24 protein-coding genes and 1 pseudogene are annotated in these 22,519 nt (G+C 68.2%); 16 read left to right on the forward strand and 9 right to left on the reverse strand.

Annotated elements, in window-relative coordinates; translation table 11 throughout:
• Positions 1–2,247, forward strand: coding sequence for a caspase family protein (locus tag ACIBG5_RS26230; RefSeq protein ID WP_396394084.1), 2,247 nt, complete (start codon positions 1–3; stop codon positions 2,245–2,247).
• On the opposite strand, the gene ACIBG5_RS26235 is transcribed toward ACIBG5_RS26230, so the two are convergent.
• The 4 genes from ACIBG5_RS26235 to ACIBG5_RS26250 are packed head-to-tail and all read right to left on the reverse strand — an operon-like array spanning position 2,213 to position 6,202.
• Positions 2,213–3,034 carry a carbohydrate ABC transporter permease gene (locus ACIBG5_RS26235; protein WP_396394173.1) on the reverse strand — a complete coding sequence of 274 codons (822 nt, stop codon included), beginning with the start codon at positions 3,032–3,034 and terminating at the stop codon, positions 2,213–2,215. The two genes, ACIBG5_RS26230 and ACIBG5_RS26235, sit on opposite strands and share 35 nt — an antisense overlap.
• Positions 3,034–3,966, reverse strand: coding sequence for a sugar ABC transporter permease (locus ACIBG5_RS26240; protein WP_360452242.1), 933 nt, complete (start codon positions 3,964–3,966; stop codon positions 3,034–3,036). Before ACIBG5_RS26240 ends, ACIBG5_RS26235 begins: the two co-directional genes overlap by 1 nt.
• Positions 3,963–5,249: an extracellular solute-binding protein gene (locus ACIBG5_RS26245; protein ID WP_396394085.1), complete on the reverse strand. Its 1,287-nt coding sequence runs from the start codon at positions 5,247–5,249 to the stop codon at positions 3,963–3,965. The genes ACIBG5_RS26240 and ACIBG5_RS26245 overlap by 4 nt, the downstream gene beginning before the upstream one ends.
• Positions 5,250–5,254: 5 nt before the next feature.
• Positions 5,255–6,202, reverse strand: a complete 948-nt coding sequence (locus ACIBG5_RS26250) for a carbohydrate kinase family protein (protein WP_396394086.1) — start codon at positions 6,200–6,202, stop codon at positions 5,255–5,257.
• Positions 6,203–6,332: 130 nt separating this feature from the next.
• Here ACIBG5_RS26250 and ACIBG5_RS26255 point away from each other — a divergent pair, with 130 nt between their 5' ends.
• From ACIBG5_RS26255 to ACIBG5_RS26305, 11 genes are all read left to right on the forward strand, one after another.
• Entirely contained in the window at positions 6,333–7,085 is a 753-nt protein-coding gene (locus ACIBG5_RS26255; RefSeq protein WP_131355030.1) for a DeoR/GlpR family DNA-binding transcription regulator, read from the forward strand.
• Positions 7,082–8,425 carry a 6-phospho-beta-glucosidase gene (locus ACIBG5_RS26260; protein ID WP_396394087.1) on the forward strand — a complete coding sequence of 448 codons (1,344 nt, stop codon included), beginning with the start codon at positions 7,082–7,084 and terminating at the stop codon, positions 8,423–8,425. The genes ACIBG5_RS26255 and ACIBG5_RS26260 overlap by 4 nt, the downstream gene beginning before the upstream one ends.
• A gap of 172 nt (positions 8,426–8,597) precedes the next feature.
• Positions 8,598–9,146 (forward strand): 30S ribosomal protein S16, encoded by a 549-nt coding sequence (gene rpsP / locus ACIBG5_RS26265; protein WP_396394088.1) that lies wholly within the window; start codon positions 8,598–8,600, stop codon positions 9,144–9,146.
• Positions 9,147–9,151: 5 nt separating this feature from the next.
• The gene (locus tag ACIBG5_RS26270) at positions 9,152–9,403 is read left to right on the forward strand and encodes an RNA-binding protein (protein WP_131356518.1); all 252 of its coding nucleotides are present in this window, start codon (positions 9,152–9,154) and stop codon (positions 9,401–9,403) included.
• A gap of 93 nt (positions 9,404–9,496) precedes the next feature.
• Complete coding sequence (gene rimM, locus ACIBG5_RS26275; protein ID WP_396394089.1) at positions 9,497–10,045, forward strand: ribosome maturation factor RimM; 549 nt, start codon at positions 9,497–9,499, stop codon at positions 10,043–10,045.
• On the forward strand, positions 10,045–11,244 hold the full coding sequence (trmD, locus tag ACIBG5_RS26280; RefSeq protein ID WP_396394090.1) for a tRNA (guanosine(37)-N1)-methyltransferase TrmD: 1,200 nt from the start codon (positions 10,045–10,047) through the stop codon (positions 11,242–11,244). The genes rimM and trmD overlap by 1 nt, the downstream gene beginning before the upstream one ends.
• Before the next feature lie 184 nt (positions 11,245–11,428).
• On the forward strand, positions 11,429–11,788 hold the full coding sequence (rplS, locus tag ACIBG5_RS26285) for a 50S ribosomal protein L19 (protein ID WP_131355015.1): 360 nt from the start codon (positions 11,429–11,431) through the stop codon (positions 11,786–11,788).
• A gap of 144 nt (positions 11,789–11,932) precedes the next feature.
• Complete coding sequence (gene lepB / locus ACIBG5_RS26290; RefSeq protein ID WP_238163422.1) at positions 11,933–12,562, forward strand: signal peptidase I; 630 nt, start codon at positions 11,933–11,935, stop codon at positions 12,560–12,562.
• Positions 12,559–13,323 carry a signal peptidase I gene (lepB, locus tag ACIBG5_RS26295; RefSeq protein WP_131355009.1) on the forward strand — a complete coding sequence of 255 codons (765 nt, stop codon included), beginning with the start codon at positions 12,559–12,561 and terminating at the stop codon, positions 13,321–13,323. Before lepB (ACIBG5_RS26290) ends, lepB (ACIBG5_RS26295) begins: the two co-directional genes overlap by 4 nt.
• Positions 13,324–13,405: 82 nt before the next feature.
• Positions 13,406–14,104, forward strand: a complete 699-nt coding sequence (locus ACIBG5_RS26300; protein ID WP_131517714.1) for a ribonuclease HII — start codon at positions 13,406–13,408, stop codon at positions 14,102–14,104.
• Positions 14,105–14,179: 75 nt separating this feature from the next.
• Positions 14,180–14,503 (forward strand): DUF2469 domain-containing protein, encoded by a 324-nt coding sequence (locus tag ACIBG5_RS26305; RefSeq protein WP_012922325.1) that lies wholly within the window; start codon positions 14,180–14,182, stop codon positions 14,501–14,503.
• 27 nt (positions 14,504–14,530) lie between these two features.
• Here ACIBG5_RS26305 and dprA read toward each other — a convergent pair whose 3' ends face one another.
• From dprA to ACIBG5_RS26325, 4 genes are all read right to left on the reverse strand, one after another.
• The gene (gene dprA / locus ACIBG5_RS26310) at positions 14,531–15,736 is read right to left on the reverse strand and encodes a DNA-processing protein DprA (protein ID WP_396394091.1); all 1,206 of its coding nucleotides are present in this window, start codon (positions 15,734–15,736) and stop codon (positions 14,531–14,533) included.
• Positions 15,737–15,930: 194 nt separating this feature from the next.
• Positions 15,931–17,508, reverse strand: coding sequence for a YifB family Mg chelatase-like AAA ATPase (locus ACIBG5_RS26315; protein WP_396394092.1), 1,578 nt, complete (start codon positions 17,506–17,508; stop codon positions 15,931–15,933).
• On the reverse strand, positions 17,508–17,864 hold the full coding sequence (locus ACIBG5_RS26320; protein WP_360452222.1) for a YraN family protein: 357 nt from the start codon (positions 17,862–17,864) through the stop codon (positions 17,508–17,510). Before ACIBG5_RS26320 ends, ACIBG5_RS26315 begins: the two co-directional genes overlap by 1 nt.
• Before the next feature lie 76 nt (positions 17,865–17,940).
• Positions 17,941–19,569: an APC family permease gene (locus ACIBG5_RS26325; RefSeq protein ID WP_396394093.1), complete on the reverse strand. Its 1,629-nt coding sequence runs from the start codon at positions 19,567–19,569 to the stop codon at positions 17,941–17,943.
• Positions 19,570–19,705: 136 nt separating this feature from the next.
• Here ACIBG5_RS26325 and ACIBG5_RS26330 point away from each other — a divergent pair, with 136 nt between their 5' ends.
• From ACIBG5_RS26330 to ACIBG5_RS26345, 4 genes are all read left to right on the forward strand, one after another.
• Positions 19,706–20,647, forward strand: coding sequence for a tyrosine recombinase XerC (locus ACIBG5_RS26330; RefSeq protein ID WP_396394094.1), 942 nt, complete (start codon positions 19,706–19,708; stop codon positions 20,645–20,647).
• 63 nt (positions 20,648–20,710) lie between these two features.
• Positions 20,711–21,190 (forward strand): Rrf2 family transcriptional regulator, encoded by a 480-nt coding sequence (locus ACIBG5_RS26335; RefSeq protein WP_131354981.1) that lies wholly within the window; start codon positions 20,711–20,713, stop codon positions 21,188–21,190.
• A gap of 68 nt (positions 21,191–21,258) precedes the next feature.
• Positions 21,259–21,660, forward strand: coding sequence for a VOC family protein (locus ACIBG5_RS26340; protein ID WP_396394095.1), 402 nt, complete (start codon positions 21,259–21,261; stop codon positions 21,658–21,660).
• Positions 21,661–21,677: 17 nt separating this feature from the next.
• Complete coding sequence (locus ACIBG5_RS26345; protein WP_396394096.1) at positions 21,678–21,812, forward strand: hypothetical protein; 135 nt, start codon at positions 21,678–21,680, stop codon at positions 21,810–21,812.
• Between the two features lie 103 nt (positions 21,813–21,915).
• On the opposite strand, the pseudogene ACIBG5_RS26350 reads toward ACIBG5_RS26345, so the two are convergent.
• A pseudogene (locus tag ACIBG5_RS26350) lies at positions 21,916–22,308 on the reverse strand (peptidoglycan DD-metalloendopeptidase family protein); the annotation flags it as partial.
• Between the last annotated feature and the right edge of the window lie 211 nt (positions 22,309–22,519).

The following is a 22,519-nucleotide window of genomic DNA, read 5'->3' on the forward strand; positions in this document are numbered from 1 at the left end:
ATGGACGGCAAGAGGGTCGCGCTCGTCATCGCCAACGACCAGTACGACGATCCCGGTCTGCGCAGGCTTGTCGCGCCCGCCCAGGACGCGGCCGCACTGGCGGAGGTGCTGGCGGATCCGTCGGTCGGTGGGTTCGCGGTGCAGGTCCTGCACAACGAGTCCGCCCAGGAGATCCGGTTTGCGGTCGAGGACTTCTTCGCCGATCGCGTGCCGGAGGATCTGCTGTTACTGCATTTCTCCTGCCACGGCCTGAAGAACTCCGCGGGGGAGTTGTTCCTGGCCGTCGCCGACACCAAGCCGACCCGGCTCGCGTCGACCGCGCTGGCCGCGGACTTCGTCAACCGGCAGATGGCGGACAGTCGCGCGCAGCGGATCGCACTGTTCCTCGATTGTTGCTACGGCGGCGCGTTCCCGCGGGGCATGGTCGTGCGTGCGTCCGGTGAGGCGCAGGTACGCGACGCCTTCGTCGGCCAGGAAGAGGTCGGCGGCGGACGTGGACGCGTGGTGGTGACGGCCTCCAGCGCGATGGAGTACGCCTTCGAGGGCGGGCAGTTGGCGACCGCCGCCGCCACGCCGGCGCCGTCGGTGTTCACCAGCGCCGTGGTGGACGGCCTGACGACCGGCGAGGCGGATCGGGACGGCGACGGGTGGGTCGGGCTCACGGAGTTGGTCGGGTTCGTCACCGATCGGGTCCATCGGGTCACTCCGAATCAGAACCCGCAGATGTGGACGTTCGGATCGCAGGGCGAGCTGCTGATCGCGCGCAGCCGGGTCCGCCGGATCACGCCCACGCCGCTTGCGCCGGCTCTGCTCGAGGCGATGGAGAGTCCGTTGCCGGCGGCAAGGTTCGGCGTGGTCGACTACCTGCGCGAACGGTTGGACGGAGACGACCTCGGGCAGGCGTACGCCGCTTGGCAGGCACTGCACCGGATGGTCGCCGACGACAGCCGCAAGGTGTCCGAGGCCGCCGGCGAGGCGATCGCCTCAGCGGTCCCGCGGGTGACGCCTGGCGAGGTCGAACTCGGCGAAGCTGTGCCGAGCGTTGAGCTGCAGGTCGAAGGCCCGCCGATCGCCCGAACTGCCGTGGCGTCGCCCGGTGCCGCCTGGGTCCGGGTCGAACAGGACGGCATGACTGTCCGAGTGAGCGCCGACCCTGCCGACCCCGGCACCCACGAGTCCTCGCTCATCGTCGCCGGCCCAACCGGCGAATGCACAGTCCCCGTCCACCTAACCCTCCCCGAATCCAAACCCGAGCCACCACCACCCCGTCCCGAGCCGGCCGCCGTGTCCGGCGTGGCACCCATTGCCGAGCCGGCCCCTGTGTCCGCGCCGGGGCTTGAGACGGCCTCTGCGTTGAAGGCGGCACCTGTTGCCGAGCCGGCCGCTCTGTCTGAGCCGGAGCCTGAGGCGGCCGCCGCGTCCAAGCCAGTTCCTGTTGCCGAGACGGAGCCCGAGCCGACATCCAAACCCGTGCCACCGTCTCTGCCCTCCGCGCAACCCGAGGCTGGATCCGCACCTCCGTGGTGGGCGATCGCCGTACTGGCGATCGGTGGTGTGGCGCTCGTCTACCTGAACTGGCCCGGTCCGCTGCATTCGCAGTACCTGTGGAGCGACAGCGATACCGGGTGGTGGGTGTACCGCAGCTGGGGCGACGCTGCGATCCTGGCGTCGGTCTGTGCGGTGGTGGCGAGCCTGGTCGCTCGGTGGTCGGGACCGCTGGCGCTCGGTGTCGTCGCCGGGTGTGCTCTCTCGGTGCTCGAGGACGGCGTGGTCATCCTCGGCGGAGGCATCTCGGCGGACGAGACCACGCCGTGGGCCCTCTCGACGGTTGTCACGGCCGCGATGGTCGCCGTACTGCTGATCGTGCTCCGACCGACGAGTTGGCGGTACTGGCCCGTCCCGCTGGCGGCCGCGGCGCTGGTCGTTGCCGGCGGCGTCTTGATACTGGTCAGCGCCCTGACCCACCACCCGGACGGCTATTCCTGGTTCACGGTCACGAAGCTGGCTCTGATCGAGCCCGTCTTCACGGCGGGGCTGGGTTGGCTCGCTGTGGCCGCGACCGACAAGCGAAGCCGGATCTGGCTGGGTGCGGCGGTGACGACGGTCGCAGTGATGAGTTGCATCTCCGTCATCCCCGCCCTGACCCAGGGCAACTCGCCGCCGGCCTTCATCACCGCCGTCCTCGGGAACGTGCTGGTCGTGGCCGGCGTGCTCAGCCGCGAATTGCGCCTTCAGTCGCGCCCTTGATGAACTGGCGGGCGAAGAGTGCGAAGACGATGATCAGCGGAATCATCGCCAGCAGGGCACCGGTCATCACCATGCTGTAGTCGACACCGTGGGACCGGTTCAGCTGCGACAACGCCACCTGGAGCGTGAGGTGGTCTGGGTTGGTGAGCACGATCAGCGGCCAGAGGTAGTCGTTCCAGGACGCGACGAACGTGAAGATGCCCAGGAACGCCAGCGCCGGCCGGGCCGACGGGAGCGCCACGTGCCAGTACGTCCCCATGAACCCGCAGCCGTCCAGCGTCGCCGCCTCGACCAGTTCGTCGTGGATGGAGCGCTGGAAGTACTGCCGCATCCAGAAGATGCCGAACGCGTTCGCCGCACCTGGGATGATCAGCGCCTTCAGCGAGCCGACCCAGCCGAGCGCGACCATCGTCTGGAACTGCGGGATGGTCGCCAACTGTGCGGGCAGCAGCATCGTCGCCAGCAGGATCACGAACAACGCGTTCCGGCCCGGGAACCGGAACTTCGCGAACGTGAACGCGGCCAGCGAGTCGAAGAACAGCACCAGCACCGTGGCCGAGACCGCAACGATCGCCGAGTTGCCCATCGACTGGAAGAACGCGATGTTCGTCAGCACATGGTGGATGTTGTCGTCGAGCTGCGAGCCGAAGGTGAACTTCGGCGGGAACCGGTAGATGTCCGCCGTGGTATTGGTTGCCATCACCAACGACCAGTAGAACGGGAACAGCGAGACCAGTGCCGTCACCGCCAGGCCCGCGTGCAGCAGGATCCGTCCACGTCGCCTGATCATGAATCACTCCTGCCCCGGAACAGCCGCCAGTTGATCGCCGTCACCAGCAGCACGAGCATGAAGATGCTCAAGGCAACGGCGGCCGCGTAGCCGTAGTCGTTGGCGACGAACGCCTGGGTGTAGAAGTACATGACCGCGGTCAGACCGCTCTGGCCCGCGCCACCACTGGTACCGACCATCACCTGCGGTTCGGTGAACGTCTGCAGACCGCCGATCGTCGACATGATCACCGTGAACAACACCACCGGCCGCAGCTGCGGCAGTGTGATCGAGAAGAACGTCCGGACCGGTCCGGCGCCGTCCACCTTGGCCGCCTCGTACTGCTCGGTCGGAATCGCCTGCAATCCGGCCAGGTAGATGATCGTGTTGTACCCGGTCCACTGCCACACGATCATCGTCGAGATCGCGATCTTGATGCCCCACGGCTGCCCGAGCCAGTCCTCGGTGGGCAGTCCCAGCGACCGCAGGCCGGCGTTGATCAGACCGAAGTTCGTACTGAAGATCGCGCCGAAGAAGATCGCCGCCGCGACCAGCGAGGTGATGTTCGGGACGAAGTACGCGAACCGGTACACGCTGCTGAACCGCACCGCCGAGTGCAGCATCACCGCCAGCAGGAGCGCCAGGCACAGCGTCGGTGCGGTCGACATGACGAACAGCACCAGCGTGTTCCACAGCGACAGCCAGAACGTGTTGTCCTCGATCAGGAACTTGAAGTTCTGCAGCCCGACCATCTGCCGCGCCCCGAGCCCGTCCCACTTCTGGAACGCGAGCAGGATCGTGGACGCGACCGGGTACAGCCCGAAGACGACGAACAGGATGTAGAACGGCGACAGGGCCAGGTAGAACCGCCAGTACGACCGGACCGGACGTTTCCGCCCGGATCCCGTCGTACCGACGTCGCTGCGGGGCGCCGTGGCGGTCAGGGTCACTGCACGCCCTGACGTTTGCCGATCTGCTTCGCCTGCGCGACCGCGTCCTTCCAGGCCTGCTCCGACGACTTGCTGCCGGACTGCACAGTCTTCAGCTGGGTCCCGTACGGCGCTCCGACCGCGGAGTCGAGCGGTGCTTCGTACGCGATCGGGATGGCCTTGGCGGCCGGACCGAACACGTCGATCGGGACCTGCCCGCCGAAGAACGGGTCGGCTGCCTTCAGTTGCGGCATGTCGTACGCCTTCGGGGCGGCCGGGAAGATCTGAGCGTCGGCGAACGCCTTGGCCTGGTTGTCCGCGCTGAGCATGTACTTGATCACCTCGAACGCGGCGGATGGGTCGGCGGCGTTCTTGGTGATGCCGAGGAACGAGCCACCGAAGTTCGCCGGGCCGCTCGGGGTCGGTGCCAGCCGCCACTTGCCCACGCTGGTCTTGCAGGCCGCCTTCACGTCCAGCGCGACCCAGGCCGCACCGGACAGCGCCGGCACCGTGCCCTGGTCGAGTCCGGCGTTCCAGTCCGGCGTACCGCCGAGGGTCTTCGCGTCGACCTTGGTGTTGATTGCCTTCACCGCCAGGTCCCAAGCGCGGCGAATGTGGTCCTGGTCGCCGATGAACTTGTTGTCCTTGTCGATGTAGCGCTCGGTGCCCTGGCTGACGATGATCCCGTACATGTCGGTCGCGTCGGACACGATCAGCGCCTTCGGGTTCTTCGCCTTCAGCTCCAGACCGGCCGCGAGCAGGTCGTCCCAGGTCTTCAGTTGCGCTGCCACCTCGTCCGGCTTGCCGGGCAGTCCGCCCGCGGTGAACACGTCCTCGCGGTAGAACAGCGCGGTCGGGCCGATGTCGATCGGGATGCCGAGCAGCTTGCCGTCCAGCGTGGTGGCCTGCTTGACCTTCCACTCCAGGTAGTCGCCGAGGATGTCCTTCGCGCCGACGGTGTTCAGGTCGACGAACCGGTCCGCCTGCGGCAGCCAGGAGGCGATGTCCTCGCCCTTGAGCCCGGTGATGTCGGGGATGTTGGTGCCGCCGTTGAACGTGGTCAGCAGCTTCTGCTTGAAGTCGTCGCCGATCTCGGAGTACTTGATGTGCTGGTCCGGGAAGTGCGCGATGGTGTCGTCCAGCACGGACTTGCCCAGTCCGCCCGGCCAGCACCACAGCGCGATGTTGCCCGAGGCATTCTTCTTCGTGGACGAGGCGTCCATCCCGGACGAGCAGCCGACAAGGGAACCGCCGAGCACGGCTGCGAAGCCCCCAGCGAGCAGCGTCCGACGTGAGAGCTCCATGGTTCTTACCTTCCTGAGTGGGCGCTGATCAGCGCTTCGAGGTGATGGTCTTCGGGATGCGCGGCCTGCCACCCCGACAGGTCCTCCCAGCGGGGCGCCGCGTCGGCACCGCCGAGCCGGGTCACCGACATGGCCGCGGTGAGCGCGGCGAAGCGCACCCGCAGCTCCAGCGGCAGATTCCACAGCGTGGCCGCGATGAAGCCGGCGGCGAACACATCACCCGCCCCGGTGGTGTCCGCCGCCTGCACTGGATACGCCGGTACGGCGACCCGCTCGCCGGTGCCGGCGTCGATCGCCAGGGCGCCGGCGGCGCCGTTCGAGACGACGACCTGCGGCACCAGTTCGGCCAGCCGGTCGAGCGCCTGCTCCGGACTGTTCGTCCGGGTGTAGTTCATCGCCTCGTCGGCGTTCGGCAGGAACACGTCACAGTGCTCGAGCTGGTCGAGTACTGCGGGATCCCACCGCTCCGACGGATCCCACCCGACATCGGCGAACACCACGCAACCGGCCGCCTTCGCCTTCGCCAGCCACTCGTTCGGCCAGGGGCCGATGTGGGCGGCGACAGCTCGAGCGGCCGGCGGCGCAGTGATCAGCTCGTCGGCCGACAGCAGGGGAGGGGTGCCCCGGGTGACCAGTGCCCGATCGTTGTCATAGGCAAGGGCCACCGTCAACGGGGTCCGCCAGCCGGCGAGCTTGCGGGAGAGAGTCAGATCGATGCCCTCGTGCGCCAGCCGGTCCCAGACGCTGTCGCCGTCGGGATCGGCGCCGAAGGCCGCGGCCAGCCCCGTGCGCAGGCCGAGCCGAGCCAGTGCGACGGCGAAGTTCGCGATGCCGCCCGGGCTCTCCTGTGAGTCGGTGGCCCACACCTCGGTGCCGGGCCGCGGCGGCGTGGGCAGGCCGAGCACCAGGTCCTGGAAGACCAGGCCGGACACAACCACGTCCAGCTCACTCATCTACTTTCCACCACACTTCTGCAGGGTCGATCAAACTCGTGCATGAATCTTGAAACGCTTGCGCAAGATGCGCAATACCTGCCCATAACTTTGACTGAAAATGACGGAGTTTGCGTGATACGGTCTGGGTGTGTTGCCGAAGCAGCGACAGGATCAGATCATCCGCGCGCTCCGGGCCGACGGGGCCGGGGGCGTCAAAGTGCTGGCCACGCGACTCGGGGTCAGTGAGGCGACGATCCGCCGCGACCTCGAGCAACTGCACGCGGAAGGCCGATTGACCCGTGTGTACGGGGGTGCGCTCGCGGTCGACGGTGGAGACGAGCCGTTCGCGGACGTCAACGCCGTACATGCCGCGGAGAAGGACCGGATCGCGCGGCGGGCCGCTGAGTTGGTGAACGACGGTGAGTCGTTGCTGCTCGACATCGGTACGACGGCGTTGCGCGTCGCCCAGCATCTGCATGGCCGGTCGTTGACGGTGGTCACCAGCAATCTCGCAGTACTGGAGGAGCTGGAGAACGACGAGCAGATCGAGCTGATCGTGCTCGGTGGGTTCGTCCGGCGGAGCTACCGCTCGCTGGTGGGGTATCTGACCGAGGAGAGCCTGCGGCAGATCCACGTCGACTGGCTGTTCCTCGGCACCAGCGGAGTGCGGCCGGACGGGCGGGTGATGGACAGCACGATGATCGAGGTACCGGTGAAGCGCGCGATGATCCAGGCCGCCGACCGGGTGGTGCTGCTGGCGGACGCGACGAAGTTCCCGGGCCATGGCGTCGGGCGGGTCTGCGATCCGGGGGAGCTGTTCATGGTGGTGACCGAGCCCGGCGCCGATGAGGTGACCCGGGCCCAACTGACAGAGGCGGGCGTACAGGTGGTGCTTGCGTGAGACTGACAATCCTTGGCGGTGGGGGATTCCGGGTGCCGCTGGTGTATCAGGCGTTGCTCGGAGACCGGGGTACCGGCCGGATCACGTCGGTGGCGCTGTTCGACACCGATCGGACTCGGCTGACGTCGATCGCGGCGGTGTTGCGGCAGCAGGCCGCGGGCGTCGCGGACGCGCCGGTGGTGACCGAGACGACTGACCTGGACGAGGCGCTGCGCGGTGCGGACTTCGTGTTCTCCGCGATCCGCGTGGGCGGGCTGGAAGGGCGGACCGTCGACGAGCGGGTCGCGCTGGACCTCGGCGTACTCGGTCAGGAGACGGTCGGGGCCGGTGGGATCGCCTACGGGCTGCGCACGGTGCCGGTTGCCGTGGGGATCGCCCAGCGGATCGCAGCGGTGGCGCCGCAGGCGTGGGTCATCAACTTCACCAACCCGGCCGGGATGGTGACCGAAGCGATGATCCCGTACCTGGGCGACCGGGTGATCGGGATCTGTGACTCGCCGTCCGGACTGGGGCGCCGGGCCGCGCTGGCGCTCGGGGTGGACCCATCGACGGCGTTCTACGACTACGCGGGGCTGAACCACCTGGGCTGGCTGCGGGGCTTGCGGTCCGGTGGAGTCGACCGGCTGCCGGCGTTGCTGGAGTCCTCCGACGCGTTGTCGTCGTTCGAGGAGGGGCGGCTGTTCGGGGCGGACTGGTTGCGGTCGCTGGGCGCCATTCCGAACGAGTACCTGCATTACTACTACTTCGCCCGCGAGACGCTGGCCGCCGTACAGGCTGTGCAGCAGACGCGGGGCAAGTTCCTGCTGGAGCAGCAGTCCGCGTTCTATGCGGAGACGGTCCGACATCCGGAGCGGGCGCTGGAGTTGTGGCAGAAGACCCGGGCCGAGCGTGAGTCGACGTACATGGTGGAGAGTCGCGAGGTCGCGGACGCTGGTGAACGCGACGAGCGCGACATGGCCGCCGGGGGTTACGAGCAGGTCGCGCTGTCGCTGATGCGGGCGATCGCCCACAACGAGCGCGCCTCGCTGATCCTGAACGTGCGCAACCGCGGGGTGCTGCATCACCTGGACGACGACGCGGTGGTGGAGATCCCGTGCACGGTCGATGCGAACGGCGCGCTGCCGGTCACGGTGTCCCAGTTGACCGACCACCAGGCCGGGCTCATCTGCTCGGTCAAGGCGGTCGAGCGCTCGACGATCGAGGCTGCTGTCAGTGGCTCCCGGTCCGCCGCGCTGCGCGCCTTCGCCTGGCACCCCCTGGTCGACTCCGTGACCGCGGCCGGCAAGCTGCTGGAGTCGTATGCCGAGCAGCTGCCGGACCTGTCCCGGTTCCGGGCTTGACACCGGATTGGGTGGTGGGGTCGGAATCTGGCACAATGGCCTGCTGAGTCCGTCCAGGTTCGTGCAGCCCTCTAACTCCACTGCCCGGCCGGCCCATTCGAGTGGTCACCCGTTGTCCCCACGACGCTGTGCTGCTCACCCAGACATGTAATCCGAGGGAGACCCCACAAACGTGGCTGTCAAGATCCGTTTGAAGCGCATCGGCAAGAAGCGTGCGCCGCACTACCGCATCGTCGTGATGGACGCCCGGACCAAGCGGGACGGTCGCGCCATCGAGGAGATCGGGAAGTACAACCCGAAGACCGAGCCGTCGTTCATCCACGTCGAGTCGGACCGGGCGCAGTACTGGCTGAGCGTCGGCGCGCAGCCGACCGAGGCCGTCGAGGCGATCTTCAAGGCCTCCGGCGACTGGCAGAAGTTCAAGGGTGAGGCCGCTCCGGCGCCGCTGCGGGTCAAGGAGCCCAAGCGGGACAAGCAGGAGATCTTCAACGAGGCGCTGGCCGAGGCCCACGGCACGCTGAAGACCGAGGCCACCACCGCCAAGAAGTCGGCGGCGAAGAAGGCGGACAAGAAGGACGACGCGCCGAAGGACGAGGCCGCCAAGGCCGACGCCCCCAAGGCCGACGCTCCCAAGGCCGACGCTCCCAAGACTGAGGCGCCGAAGGCTGAGGCCGCCGAGGCCCCGGCTGAGGCCGCGCCGGCCGACGACGCCAAGGCCTGACCATGATGGAGACCGAGGCGCTCGAGCACCTGGTCCGTGGCATCGTGGACAACCCCGACGAGGTCAGCGTCCGGGCCCGGAACCTGCGGCGTGGCCGCACCCTCGAGGTGCACGTCCACCCCGACGACATCGGCAAGGTGATCGGCCGCAACGGCCGGACCGCCACCGCGATCCGTACCGTCGTCGGTGCGCTCAGCTCCGAGTCGTCGATCCGGATCGACTTCGTCGACGAGTTCAACCGGCGTCCGCGCCGCTGACTCGCAGCAGTTCCCCGAAGGGCCGCACCGCACCGGTGCGGCCCTTCGCCATATCCTCGGGTCCATCGTGTCTGTAGAGAGAGGTTTGTGCGGGTGTTGGTGACTGTCGGACGGCTCGGCCGGGCGCATGGGATCAAGGGCGAGGTCGGTGTGGACGTCCGGACGGACGAGCCGGACCTCCGGTTCGCCGACGGCGCGACCCTGGTGACGGACTCGAAGGTCCCGCGCAAGCTGACCGTCGAGGCGAGCCGGTGGCACAGCGGGCGGCTGCTGGTGAAGTTCGCCGAGGTGGCGGACCGGACCGGTGCCGAACAGCTGCGCAACCTGTTCGTGCAGGCCGAGGTGGCCGAGGACGCCCGGCCGGAGGACCCGGAGGAGTACTACGACCGCGAGCTGGTCGGCCTGGCGGTTCGGACCTCGGACGGCGCTGAGGCCGGCGAGGTGATCGACGTCGTCCACCTGCCGTCGCAGGACCTGCTGGAGATCCGGCGTCCCGCGGGCAACGCCGTACTGGTGCCGCTGGTCGAGGAGCTCGTGCCCGAGATCAATCTGGACAAGCAGTACGTCGTCGTGGCCGACCGGCCGGGTCTGCTGGACCCGGAGGGCGCTGACGTGGTTCCGACCGAGCCGGGCGCCGACTGATGAGGCTGGACGTCCTCACGATCTTCCCGGAGTACCTGGCCGCGCTCGACGTCTCCCTGGTCGGCAAGGCGGCGAAGAGCGGCCTCCTCGACATCCGCCTCCATGACTTGCGCGACTGGACCCACGATCGGCACCGGACCGTCGACGACACCCCGTACGGCGGCGGTGCGGGCATGGTGATGCGGCCGGAGCCATGGGGAGAGGCGCTGGACGCTGTTGCGCCCCCGGGTGGCCCTTCACAGCCTCGTCTGATCGTGCCGACGCCGGCGGGCCGCCCGTTCACCCAGGAGCTCGCGTACGAGCTTGCCGCCGAGCCATGGCTTGCATTCGCCTGCGGCCGCTACGAGGGCATCGACGCTCGGGTGGCGTCGTACGCGGCGGAGCGGATGCGCGTCGACGAGGTTTCGATCGGCGACTACGTGCTGAACGGCGGGGAGGTCGCCGTACTCGTCATGGTCGAGGCGGTCGCCCGTCTGCTGCCTGGTGTCATCGGCAACCCGGAGTCGTTGGCTGAGGAGTCCCACTCGGGCGATGGCCTGCTGGAGTATCCGGTCTACACGAAACCGCCGGTGTGGCGCGGGTACGACGTACCCGAGGTGCTGTTGTCCGGAAACCATCGTCTGATCGCGGAGTGGCATCACGACGAGTCGGTACGACGTACTGCGGAGCGCCGGCCTGATCTGCTTGCGGCGTGGGGCGATGCGGTCGCGGGGAAGGACGATCCGGCGTCGGAGGTCCGGCTGCTGCCGGCCACGGAGGCGGACGCGGGGGAGATTCACACGCTCCAGTTGGCCGCGTTCCTCTCGGAGGGGCAGATCTACGACGACCTGACGATCCCGCCGCTCTCGGAGGACCCGGCCGCGAGTGTCGAGCGGCTCAAGCAGGGCGGCGTACTCAAGGCTGTGGCCGGCACCAGGATCGTCGGGTCGGTGCAGCTGAGCGTGGACGGTGAGGTGGGCCGGATCGATCGGTTGATCGTCGCGCCGGACTGGCAGGGGCGCGGTCTGGGTGTCCGGCTGTTGCGGGTCGCGGAAAAGCTCGCGCCGGCCGAGGTCACGTCGTACGAGCTGAACACGGGTGCGGAGAGTGAGCGGAACCTCGGGTTGTACCGGAAAGCCGGTTACCGTGAGACACGACGCGTGCCGCAGACCGCGAAGGTCGAACTGGTGGTGCTGACCAAGCGCCGCAGGCGACGCTGATTTCGGTTCCGCTGGGCCAATGTGGCAAGATTGCTCGTTGCTGCCCTTCGGTGCTCCTGCCACAGGGGGTGACCACCGACCGGCAGCACGCGATGAGCTGTGCAGCTATGCAGAGCCTCCTGATGACTTCATCACCACCGAGATTCGTGGGTGACCTGTGGCACGCGCGAGGAAGAGACACCTGATGAGCAACATCCTGAACGAGCTCGACAACGCGAGCAAGCGTGACGACATCCCCGCCTTCCGTCCCGGTGACACCGTCAAGGTGCACGTCAAGGTCGTCGAGGGCAACCGGTCCCGCGTCCAGGTGTTCCAGGGTGTCGTGATCCGGCGCCAGGGTGGTGGCCTGCAGGAGACCTTCACGGTCCGCAAGGTCAGCTTCGGTGTCGGCGTCGAGCGGACCTTCCCGCTGCACACCCCGATCGTCGAGAAGGTCGAGGTCGTGACCCGCGGCGACGTCCGCCGGGCCAAGCTGTACTACCTGCGTGAGCTGCGCGGCAAGGCAGCCAAGATCAAGGAGAAGCGGGACGTCCCGGCCTCCTGAGCGTCGTAGCGACGACGGTCACCTATGGCGCCGAGCACTGCGACTCGCGCTCGCCCTCGCCCGGTCGCCCGGAGGGCACGTCGCAGTAAGGGACGTCACCGCAGGCTGAAGCAGCGCAATCCGCTGCTCAGCCTGCTCATCGAGATGAGCACCGTCACGGTGCTCGCCCTCGTCATCACGGTGGTACTGCGGCTGTTCGTCGCGGAAGCGTTCTACGTACCGTCGGAGTCGATGTACGACACGCTGACCACGAACGACCGCATCCTGGCCGAGAAGATCAGCTACATGCACCGGGACGTGGACCGCGGCGACATCATCGTGTTCAAGGACCCCGCGAACTGGCTGAACGAGGCGCAGACCGAGCCCGGCCCGTTCCGCCGGGTCGGCGAGTTCGTCGGCATCCTGCCGCGCAGCGGCGAGGGGCACCTGGTCAAGCGGGTGATCGGCGTCGGCGGCGACAAGGTGATCTGCTGCGACCGCTCGGGCCGGATCACCGTCAACGGCATCCCGCTGGACGAACGCGAGTACCTGCTCAAGGACGCGAAGCCGTCCGAGCTGCCCTTCAGCGTGGTGGTGCCGCCAGGCCACCTGTGGGTGATGGGGGACAATCGCGCCGAATCCGCCGACTCCCGCGCCCATATGGGCGGCCCCGGTGGTGGGTTCGTGCCGGTCGAGAACGTGGTTGGCCGGGCCTGTTGCGTAATCTGGCCGTCTGACCGGATGACGATGCTGCGTCCTCCGGAAACCTTCAAGAAGCCGGGGCTGAAGAAGTGACCGATACACCGACGAAGACGGACGAGAAACCCGCACACCGATCGGGCTTCGCGGCCGCCGCTCGCGAGTTCGTGCTGATCGTGGTCGGGGCGCTCATCGTCTCGTCGATCCTGCGGGCGTTCGTCGGGCAGATGTTCATCATCCCCAGCGAGTCGATGGAGAACACCCTGCTGGTCGGCGACCGCGTCGTGGTGGAGAAGCTCACCGATGTCAAGCGCGGCGACGTGGTCGTGTTCGAGGACCCGGGCGGCTGGCTCGGCCCGGAGGAGAGCGGTCAGAAGCGTGGGTCGATCGGCCGGTTCTTCGAGATCGTCGGCCTGCTGCCGGACTCCAGCCACGGCCACTTGATCAAGCGCCTGATCGGCATGCCGGGCGACAAGGTCGCCTGCTGCGACGAGAAGGGCCGGCTGCTGGTGAACGGCCAGCCTCTGGACGAGACCAGTTACCTGTACCCGGGCGACGCACCATCCCAGATGGAGTTCCAGGTCACTGTGCCAGCTGGGCGCGTGTTCGTGATGGGTGACCACCGGTCCGCCTCGGGCGACTCCCGCGTCCATCTGAGCGACGTGGACGCCAACGGCAACAATCCCGGCGACGCAGCGTTCGTCCCGATGGACAAGGTCACCGGCCGCGCCATCATGATCGTCTGGCCCGCGGGCCGCTGGGGCAAGCTCGGCGTCCCCGACACCTTCAAAGCCGTCCCGGCGCCCGGGCCGGCGCCGGACAAACCCTCGATATCCCTCACCCCACCGCCCAAATGACAAGACCCCGCTCAGCGGGGACGTCGGTGGTCGTGCCTAGGGTGGTCTTGCCTAGGGTGGGAGCTGTGATGCGGAGGGCTGCATGAGCGTGTTGCCGCGCGGGAGCACGGTACGGCGCGATGCCGGGCTGTACGGGTACGAGCGGGCGCTGCGCCGCGTCGGCCTGGATCCGATCGCCGGCGTGGACGAGGCGGGCCGCGGACCGTGCGCGGGACCGCTGGTCGCGGCTGCGGTGATCCTCCCCGAGGGCAAGCGCGGCCAGATCCCGGAGCTCGCCGACTCGAAGCTGTTGACCGCGAAGGCCCGTGACCGCTGCTACGACGAGATCCGCAAGCGCGCCCTGGCCTGGTCGGTCGTCGCCATCGAGTCCACCGAGTGCGATCGCCTGGGCATGCACGTCGCCAACGTGGAGGCGCTCCGCCGCGCGCTCTTCCGCCTCGACGTGCGCCCGGCGTACGTGCTGACCGACGGGTTCGGCGTCGACGGGCTCGGCGTCCCTGGCCTCGCGATCTGGAAGGGTGATCGCGTGGCCGCCTGTATCGCTGCCGCGTCAATCATCGCGAAGGTGACGCGCGACCGGGTGATGGAGCACTGGGACAAGGTGTACCCGCAGTACGGTTTCGGGATCCACAAGGGCTACTGCACGCCCGAACACCAGGCGGCGCTGGACGAATACGGCCCGTGCCCACAACATCGACGGCGGTTCGAGAATGTCCGCCGCAGTCTGCGACCCGATATGGGACAGAATGTGACCAGTCCCACCGGAGTGGAGAGCCGATGAGCGAGCGCAGCGAGCGCCCAAACAAGCACAGCGCTCTCAGCGCTCATGCCGGATCCGAGCGTTGCGAGGTGGAGTATGAGCGCTGACGACCTCGAGAAGTACGAAACCGATATGGAGCTGCAGCTCTATCGGGAGTACAAGGACGTCGTCGGGATCTTCAAGTACGTCGTGGAGACCGAACGGCGCTTCTACCTGTGCAACGCGGTCGACCTGAAGGTCCGCACCGAGGGCGGCGACGTGTACTTCGAGGTGACCATGGCCGACGCGTGGGTCTGGGATGTCTACCGATCCGCCCGCTTCGTCAAGAACGCGAAGGTCGTCACCTTCCGCGACGTCAACATCGAAGAACTGGCCAAGTCCGACCTGGAAGTCCCCAAGGACTCCGACTTCGGCCGCTGACCCCGCCGACTCCTACCCCACCCCGCATCAGGGTGGGGTCGGTGTCAGGCGCCAGCCGGTTGGGGTGGGGTGGACCAGGGCGAGGGCGGCGAGGGTTTCGAGGCAGGACTGGGTGGTCGGGAGGTCCAGGCCTGCGGTGGTGGCTATGCGGGCGGCGGGCGCTGGGTTGACGACCGGGACGGCGTCGAGGGTGCGGCGGACGTCGTGGGGCAGGTCGTCGCTGGGATTCTTGGGGGCTTGTGGGCGCGGCGCGAGGCCGGTGCCGAGCGGGGAGACGGCCTCGATGATCTCGGCGACGCTCGTGACGAGTACGGCGTCTCGTTCGCGGACCAGCAAGTGGCTGCCTGCGGACATGCGGGACGTGATCGGCCCCGGCACCGCGAGGACGGCACGTCCGCACTGCTCGGCCCAACCTGCGCTGTTCAGCGCTCCGCTCCGGACCGCTGCCTCGATGACGACCGTGCCGAGCGTGCCCGCCGCGATCAGCCGGTTGCGCGCCAGGAACCGCAGCTTGGTCGGTGAACATCCCGGTGGCAGCTCACTCACCACCAACCCGTCCTCCACAATCCGGCTGAACATCGCGGAGTTGCTCTTCGGATAGCTCGTATCAACCCCAGACGCCAGCACGGCGACCGTCACCCCGGAACCAGCCAGCACACCCCGATGCGCCGCCGCATCAATCCCGTACGCCCCGCCTGACACCACCGTGATCCCGTTGTCCGCCAGTCCACCCGCGAGCTCCGCCGCGACATGCTCGCCGTACGACGAACACGCGCGAGCACCCACCATCGCGACGGATCGCGCGAGCGTCTTGCGCAGGTGCGCCGGCCCTCGGACCCACAGCCCGAACGGCACGCCGGCCCGACGAGTCAGCTGCCCTGCCTCGGCCAGTACTTCCACCTGCTCGGGCCACTCGTCGTCCCCAGGGATCACGAACCGCGCTCCTGCAGCAGCCGCCCGCTCGAGGTCCCGCTCAGGCTGCGCCGCAGCCAGCCGCGTGGACCACCGCTCGGTGCCTGGCGCCTTCCCCCGCAAGAACTCCCAGATCTCCAGCACCTCCATCCCTGCGAACGCCTTCAAGGCCGCCAGGTCCCCGGGCTCCACCACCCGGGACAACCCCACCCGAACCAGCCGCTCCTCATCCCCGCCCCCGCCAACTCCCGCGGTCCCACCACCACCTGTCCCGCCAACCCCATCCACCGACGCCTCGTCCACCACGTCAGCTGCACCCACCACCCCCTCCGTGACCGCCACTGACGCACGCGCCTCAGCCGCGGAGGTGCTGGATGCCCGAGGCAACGTCATCGGGGGAGAGGACGTACACGTGCTGCGACGGGATGGGGGCGCAGGCAACTGATTGCCTGAGGTGATGGCAGAGGCCGGTTCCTGCGAAGCCAGGTTCCTTGGAGCCGTGATGCAGTTGAGCGTCATGCGGGGATTCCTTTGAGGGGGCGGGTGTCGGAGAGGTCGGTCAGGGGTTCGCCGGTGCGGAGTTGGAAGGCTTCGTGGGTCAGGGCAGCGGTTGGTTGGTCGATGCCTTGGAGATCTGCGAGGGTCCAAGCCACTCGGACGACGCGGTCGAAACCACGGGCGGTGAGGCGGCCGGCGGTGTAGAGGTCCTCGAGGAGTTTGTGGCTGGCGGCATCCAACGGGAACTCGCGCCGCAGCACCGGGCCGGGGACCTCGCTGTTGAGGATCCAGCCGGTCTCGCGGTAGCGGTACGCCTGCCGGTCGCGTGCCGCCTTCACGCGCTCGGCCACTGCCGCGGTCGACTCGGAGGCCTCGCGGTCGGCGTCCCCTCGTGCGGCCGGCAGGATCTGCCGCTGAATGTCGAGGCGATCCTTGATCGGTCCACTGATCCGCTGCCGATACCGCGCCAGCACCTGCGGCGTGCAGTTGCAGATCGCGTTCCCGGCGCCGGACATGCCGCAGGGACACGGATTGGCCGCGAGCACGAGCATGAAGCGGGCTGGGAACTTCGCAACAGCCGCCGACCGATGGACCTCGATGTACCCGGACTCCAGCGGCTGCCGCAGAGTGTCGAGCGTCAGCGGATGCATCTCGGGCGCCTCGTCGATGAACAGGATCCCGCGATGCGCGCAGCTGATCGCCCCCGGCCGCGGCATGCCAGAGCCGCCACCGACAAGACTGGACAGGGACGCGGTGTGGTGCGGCGCGATGAACGGCGGACGCACCACCAGCTCGGCGTCGTTGGTCAGCAGCCCGGCCAGCGAATGCACTGCTGACACTTCGAGCGAGTCGTCCGTGCTCAAGTCCGGCATCAATCCGGCCAGCCGCTCAGCCAGCATCGTCTTGCCCGAGCCCGGCGGCCCGTGCAGGAACAGGTGATGCCCGCCCGCGGCCGCGGCTTCGATCGCCCGTCGCCCCTCGCGTTGACCGATGATGTCGTCCAGATCGACCTCCGGAACCCGGGTCAGCGACTCGGACAGCAGCCGGGGCTCAGCCCGCGGCGGTGCCTCGTTGGGGATCTCGGTGCCACGCAACAGGGCAAGCACCTGCCGTAGCGAGCGCACGCCGTACACCTCGATGCCGGGCACGAGGCGCGCCTCGCCCGAGTTCAGCTCCGGGACGACGATGCGCTCGAAGCTGGAACGGGCCGCGGCCAAGGTCATCGCGAGCGCACCACGGACTTCGCGGATCCGGCCGTCCAGGCCGAGCTCACCGATGATCGCGGTCTGCCGCAACGATTCGGCGTCGATCACTCCCGCGGCCGTGAGCAAGGCGAGCGCGATGGCGACGTCGTAATGCGAGCCGGTCTTCGGCAGGGTGGCCGGTGAGAGGCCGATGGTGACCTTGCGATCGGGGAATCGCTCCCCGCTGTTCACCACCGCGGCGCGGACCCGATCACGGGCCTCGGACAACGATGCGTCCGGCAGTCCGATGAGCGTCGTCTTGGGCAGGCCTTGCGCGATGTCGGCCTCGACCTCGACCAGATGGCCTTCGAGTCCGACCAGCGCGACGGACCACGTCTGTGCGAGCGGCATCAGGCCGCACCTCGCAAGTGGTCGACCTGCGGCGCCGTGTTCTGGTCGAAGAGCACGGCGACGATGTCGATCCGGATCGCGCCAGGTTTGAGCTGGTGGGTCTGCAGCCAGCGACCCGCCAGCTTCCGCAGCGTGGTCAGCTTCCGGTACGTGATCGACTCCAGCGGGCTGCCGTAGTTCAGCCCGCGCCGGGTCTTCACCTCACAGACGACAAGCGTGTCGCCCTCGCGCGCGACGATGTCGATCTCGCCCAGCTCGCAGCGCCAGTTGCGCTCGAGGATGGCGAAGCCCTCTCCGGCCAGATACCTGGCGGCGAGGTCTTCGCCGTATCGTCCGACGACGTTCTTGGTCCGCATCGATGACCACCTCCGGCAGAGAACATGCCGGGATCAGGCCTCGATTTCGGACCTCACTTTCTGCCTGTGGACAACCTCAGTTGCGCATGTGCTTGCCACGCGTCGGCTTCTGCGGCGGCGTGCGGACGGCACGCAACTCGTTCGTCGGCTCGCCAGGCTGCTCGGTGCGGATCGCCTGCAGACCACCGGTCCCAGGGTCGGTGTCGCCGATGTCGTAGTCCCAGCTGTCCTCGTTGGCCAGCCGGCTGTGCCAGCGCCCGTACAGCCCGTAGATCGCCAGGCCGACGACCATCCAGATACCGAACTTCGTCCACGTGCTCGTCTTCAGGTTCAGCATCAGCCACACCGTTGCGGCCAGCGACAGCAGCGGGATCAGCGGCACCATCGGCACCCGGAAACCACGCTCCAGGTTCGGCTCGGAGCGACGCAGGGTGAGTACGCCGATCGCACAGAACGCGAAGCAGAACAACGCGCCGATGACCAGCAGTTCCTCGAGCTCCAGCACCTTCGGGTAGAGCGTCAGCGCCAGTGCCGCAAAGCCGGCAGCGGCCGCCGCGCGGGCGGGGGAGGAGTACACCCGGCTGACCCGGCCGAGGCTCTTCGGCAGCAGACCGTCGCGGCCCATGTTGAACAACACACGGCTCTGCGCGATCAGCACCACCATGATCACTGTCATCAGCGCGAGCAACGCACCCAGGTTGACCACCTTCGCGGCCCACCCGACCCCTGTCGCAGCCAACGCTTCGGAGACCGGTGCGCTGCCGCCCAGCTCGCCGTACGGGCGCATTCCAACCAGAACCACGGCCATCGCGATGTAGAGGATCGTGACGGCGCCGACGCCGAGCAGCATGCCCTGCGGGACCGTCTTGCGCGGGCTGCGCGCGTCCTCGGACGCGGTCGCGATCAGGTCGAACCCGATGTAGGCGAACACGATCGAGCTCGCGGCCGTGAAGATGCCCATCATCCCAAACGAACCGAACGACGAGTCCAGGATCCAGCCCAGCAAGGTTGGACTGGCGGTCGCGGGCGCGGCCCGGGCCATCGGCACGAACGGGTGGTAGTTGTCCATGTTGATGTGCGCCGCGCCGACCACCACGACCAGCACGATCACGGCGACCTTCGCGATCACCACCACGGTGAGCACCCGGGCGGACAGCTTCGTACCGGTCACGATCAGCGCGGTCAGGATCAGCAGCAGCAGCGGCGCGACCAGGTTGACCTTCGCATCCGGGCCGAAGAACTTGGCCACGCCGTCGGGCAGTGTCAGTCCGAACCCGTCCAGTGTGGCCAGGAAGTACGCCGACCAGACGCGGGCGACGATCGCGGCCGCGGTGACGAGTTCCAGCACGAGCGCCCAGCCGACCAGCCAGGCCCACATCTCGCCGAAGGTCACATAGCTGAAGGTGTACGCGCTACCCGATACAGGAATCGTGGACGACAGCTCGGCGTAACAGGCCGCGGCCAGCACACAGACGATCGCCGCGATGACGAACGACAAAATCACGGCCGGACCGGCGACTTTGGCCGCCTGGTTGCCGCTGATGCTGAATATGCCGGACCCGATCATCACGCCCAGGCCGAGTACGACCAGATCGCGACGACCGAACAAGCGCGGCAGACGGTGCCGTGCGTCCTCGACTCGAGTGAACGCAGACTCGACCGGCAGGCGCCGGCCTACGGTCTGTCCGTTCGCTGAGGGGGCCATGGTCAGGGGTGCCTCCGTTGCTACTAGGGCAATCGGGCCGAACAGTAGTCGACCGTCGGGCTATCGACCAGACCTCCTGTCCTCGGCCCCCGCGCGGTGCCTTGCGATGCCGCGTCGGCTCCCGCATCGTCGAGGCATGACGCCGGACGATGTCAGCGCGAACCCTTCCTGGCCGGAAGGTTTCACTGCGTTACTGGCTGACTACGAACGGCATCTGGTGGCGGAGAGGGACCTCAGCAGACATTCGGTCAGAGCGTACCGTGGGGATGTCGCGGATTTACTCGAACATTTGATTCGTCTTGGTCACGATGATCTCGAAGGCCTGGATATCCGAGGGCTGCGGTCGTGGCTGGCCAAGCAGCAAAGCCTCGGGAAGGCACGCAGCACGATGGCGCGCCGCGCCACCGCCGCGCGTGTCTTCACCGCCTGGGCGCAGCGAACCGGACGGATCAGCACGGATCCGGGCGCGTTGCTGGCGAGTCCGAGGCCGCACAAGAGCCTGCCGGGAGTGTTGGGGCAGGCCGACACGCGTGCCGTGCTCGACGCGGCGGCCGTGGCGGCGGACGACGGCAGCCCGATCGGCCTGCGTGACCTGGCGATCATGGAACTGCTCTACGCGACCGGCATCCGCGTCGGCGAACTCTGTGCCCTCGACATCGACGACATCGACACCTCGCGCCGAGTCGTCCGCGTCTTCGGCAAGGGCCGCAAGGAACGCTCTGTCCCGTACGGAGTGCCGGCCTCCGACGCACTGCGGCGCTGGCTCGACGAAGCCCGCCCGCAGCTGGCGCGGCAGGGGAGTGGGCCGGCGGTGTTCCTGGGTGCCCGTGGCGGCCGAATCGATCAGCGAGCGGTACGACGCCTTGTCCACGAGCGGATCGGAGTCGTCGATGCCCCCGACCTGTCGCCGCACGGTCTGCGCCATACGGCGGCAACCCACCTGCTCGAAGGTGGTGCCGACCTTCGCAGCGTCCAGGAACTGCTCGGCCACGCATCGCTGGCGACCACTCAGATCTACACCCACATCTCCACCGACCGCCTGCGCCGGGCCTACGAACAGGCTCACCCTCGGGCCTGATCTGTCGGGCTGTCCGCGGGTGGATGCGGCGAGCGGGTGCGGGGATGGGGCAGACTGCGGTTCATGCGGGTTTCGGCGAAGTCTGACTATGCGTTGCGGGCGCTGATCGAGATCACCCAACGATGGGTGGCGAACGACCCGTCGGTCGTGTCGGCCGAGGAGCTCAGCCGTGCGCAGGGCATTCCGCATGGGTTCCTCCAGGGGATCTTGGCGGACCTCCGGCGTGCGGGGATCCTGGCGAGTCAGCGGGGACAGTCCGGCGGCTGGAAACTCGCCGTGGACCCGAACGAGATCTCTGTCGCCGACGTGATGCGTGCGGTCGACGGACCGATCGTGAGCATCTCCGGGGTGCGGCCCGAGAGCGTCGCGTACAACGAGCGGGCCGTCGTACTGCAACGCGTCTGGATCGCCGCCCGCGCGAGTCTGCGGGATGTGCTCGAGCACACCACGCTCATCGATCTCGCCAAGAACAAGCTCCCGGCCGGCGTCGAGCGTCGCTCCCGCGACGAGGACGCCTGGCAAGCGCGCGTTCCTGGCAGCTGACCTCTCCCCGGACCCTGATCCGACTGTTACAGTGTGGCCTTATATAAGCCGTGACTACAGGAGGACTGATGGCTGAGCAGAAGACCACCACGTTCCTGATGTTCCAGGACGGCAGGGCCGAGGAGGCGATGAACTTCTACCTGTCGCTCTTCGACAATGCGGAGGTCGTCTCGATCACTCGCTTCGGGCCGGAGGGACCCGGCGCCGACGGCTCGGTGATGCATGCGATCTTCACGTTGGCGGGTCAGCAGTACATGTGCAGCGATAGCCCGGTGCAGCACGGGTTCGACTTCACGCCGTCGATCTCGCTCTGGGTCGGCTGTGCGGACGAGGCTGAGATCGACCGCCTGTTCGCCGTCTTGTCCGAGAAGGGCAAGGTGATGATGCCGCTGGGGGAGTACGGCTGGAGCCGGAAGTTCGGGTGGGTCGGCGACCGGTTCGGGATCTCGTGGCAGCTCAACCTGGCCTAGGCGTGTCCTAGTGGCGCTTGAGCAGGAGGCCGCCGGCCAGGGCCAAGGCCGCCGTACTGGCGACCACGATCGCGCCTGTCCGGTTGGAGCTTGAAGCCGGGGGTGACGCGGTCGAACGCACCGGCTGGGGAGGTAGCGACGCGGTGGTGTGAACCGGCTGCGCCTCGACAGGCCGCGCTGCGGCGCGGCTGGCCTGGAACTGAGGGGGAGTAGGCGGACCGGGCGGCCCGGGAGCAGCGTGAGCGGATTGAGGTAGCGCTTGCCTTCGATCAGGCCCCAGTGAAGGCAGGTCGCGGGTGCGCAGTGCGAGCCGGCGCCCGAGAGATGGCCGATCACCGTGCTCATGGTGACGGGAGTGCCCACGGTGACCGCTGGGACGACCGGCTCGTAGGTGGTCCGGCGCGCGCCGTGTGACACCGCGACCACGCCGCGACCGGCGAGCTGACCGGCATACGTGACTGTGCCGGAGGTTGCGGCGCGGACGGGTTGGCCGGGGGAGCCGGTCAGGTCGACGCCGCGGTGGCCCGGGAGCCAGGGTTTGGCGGGCAGTTCGAAGCCGCGGACGACCTCGGGACGGGGTTGGAGGGGCCAGTTCGCAGGATCCGGGCCTGCGGTGGCGAGGGTCAGGGCGAGAAGGACGACGTTCATGCCTGGAACATGCCGTCGAAACCCCTGATTTCCGGCGGTGAGTTCGGGGCTGTGGACAACCGGGCCCGGTTCGCTTTGGGCCGGGGTGGTCCCGTACACTTCCGGTGGCGTCCCATGTGAGTGGGACGACTACGCATGCCCGCACAACAGCGCGCCTCCCTCGGTCCCGGGACCTCCCGGGTGGGTTGCGTGCCGACGGGCATCAGGCACG

Source organism: Kribbella sp. NPDC050241 (assembly GCF_044459685.1).
GTDB lineage: Bacteria > Actinomycetota > Actinomycetes > Propionibacteriales > Kribbellaceae > Kribbella.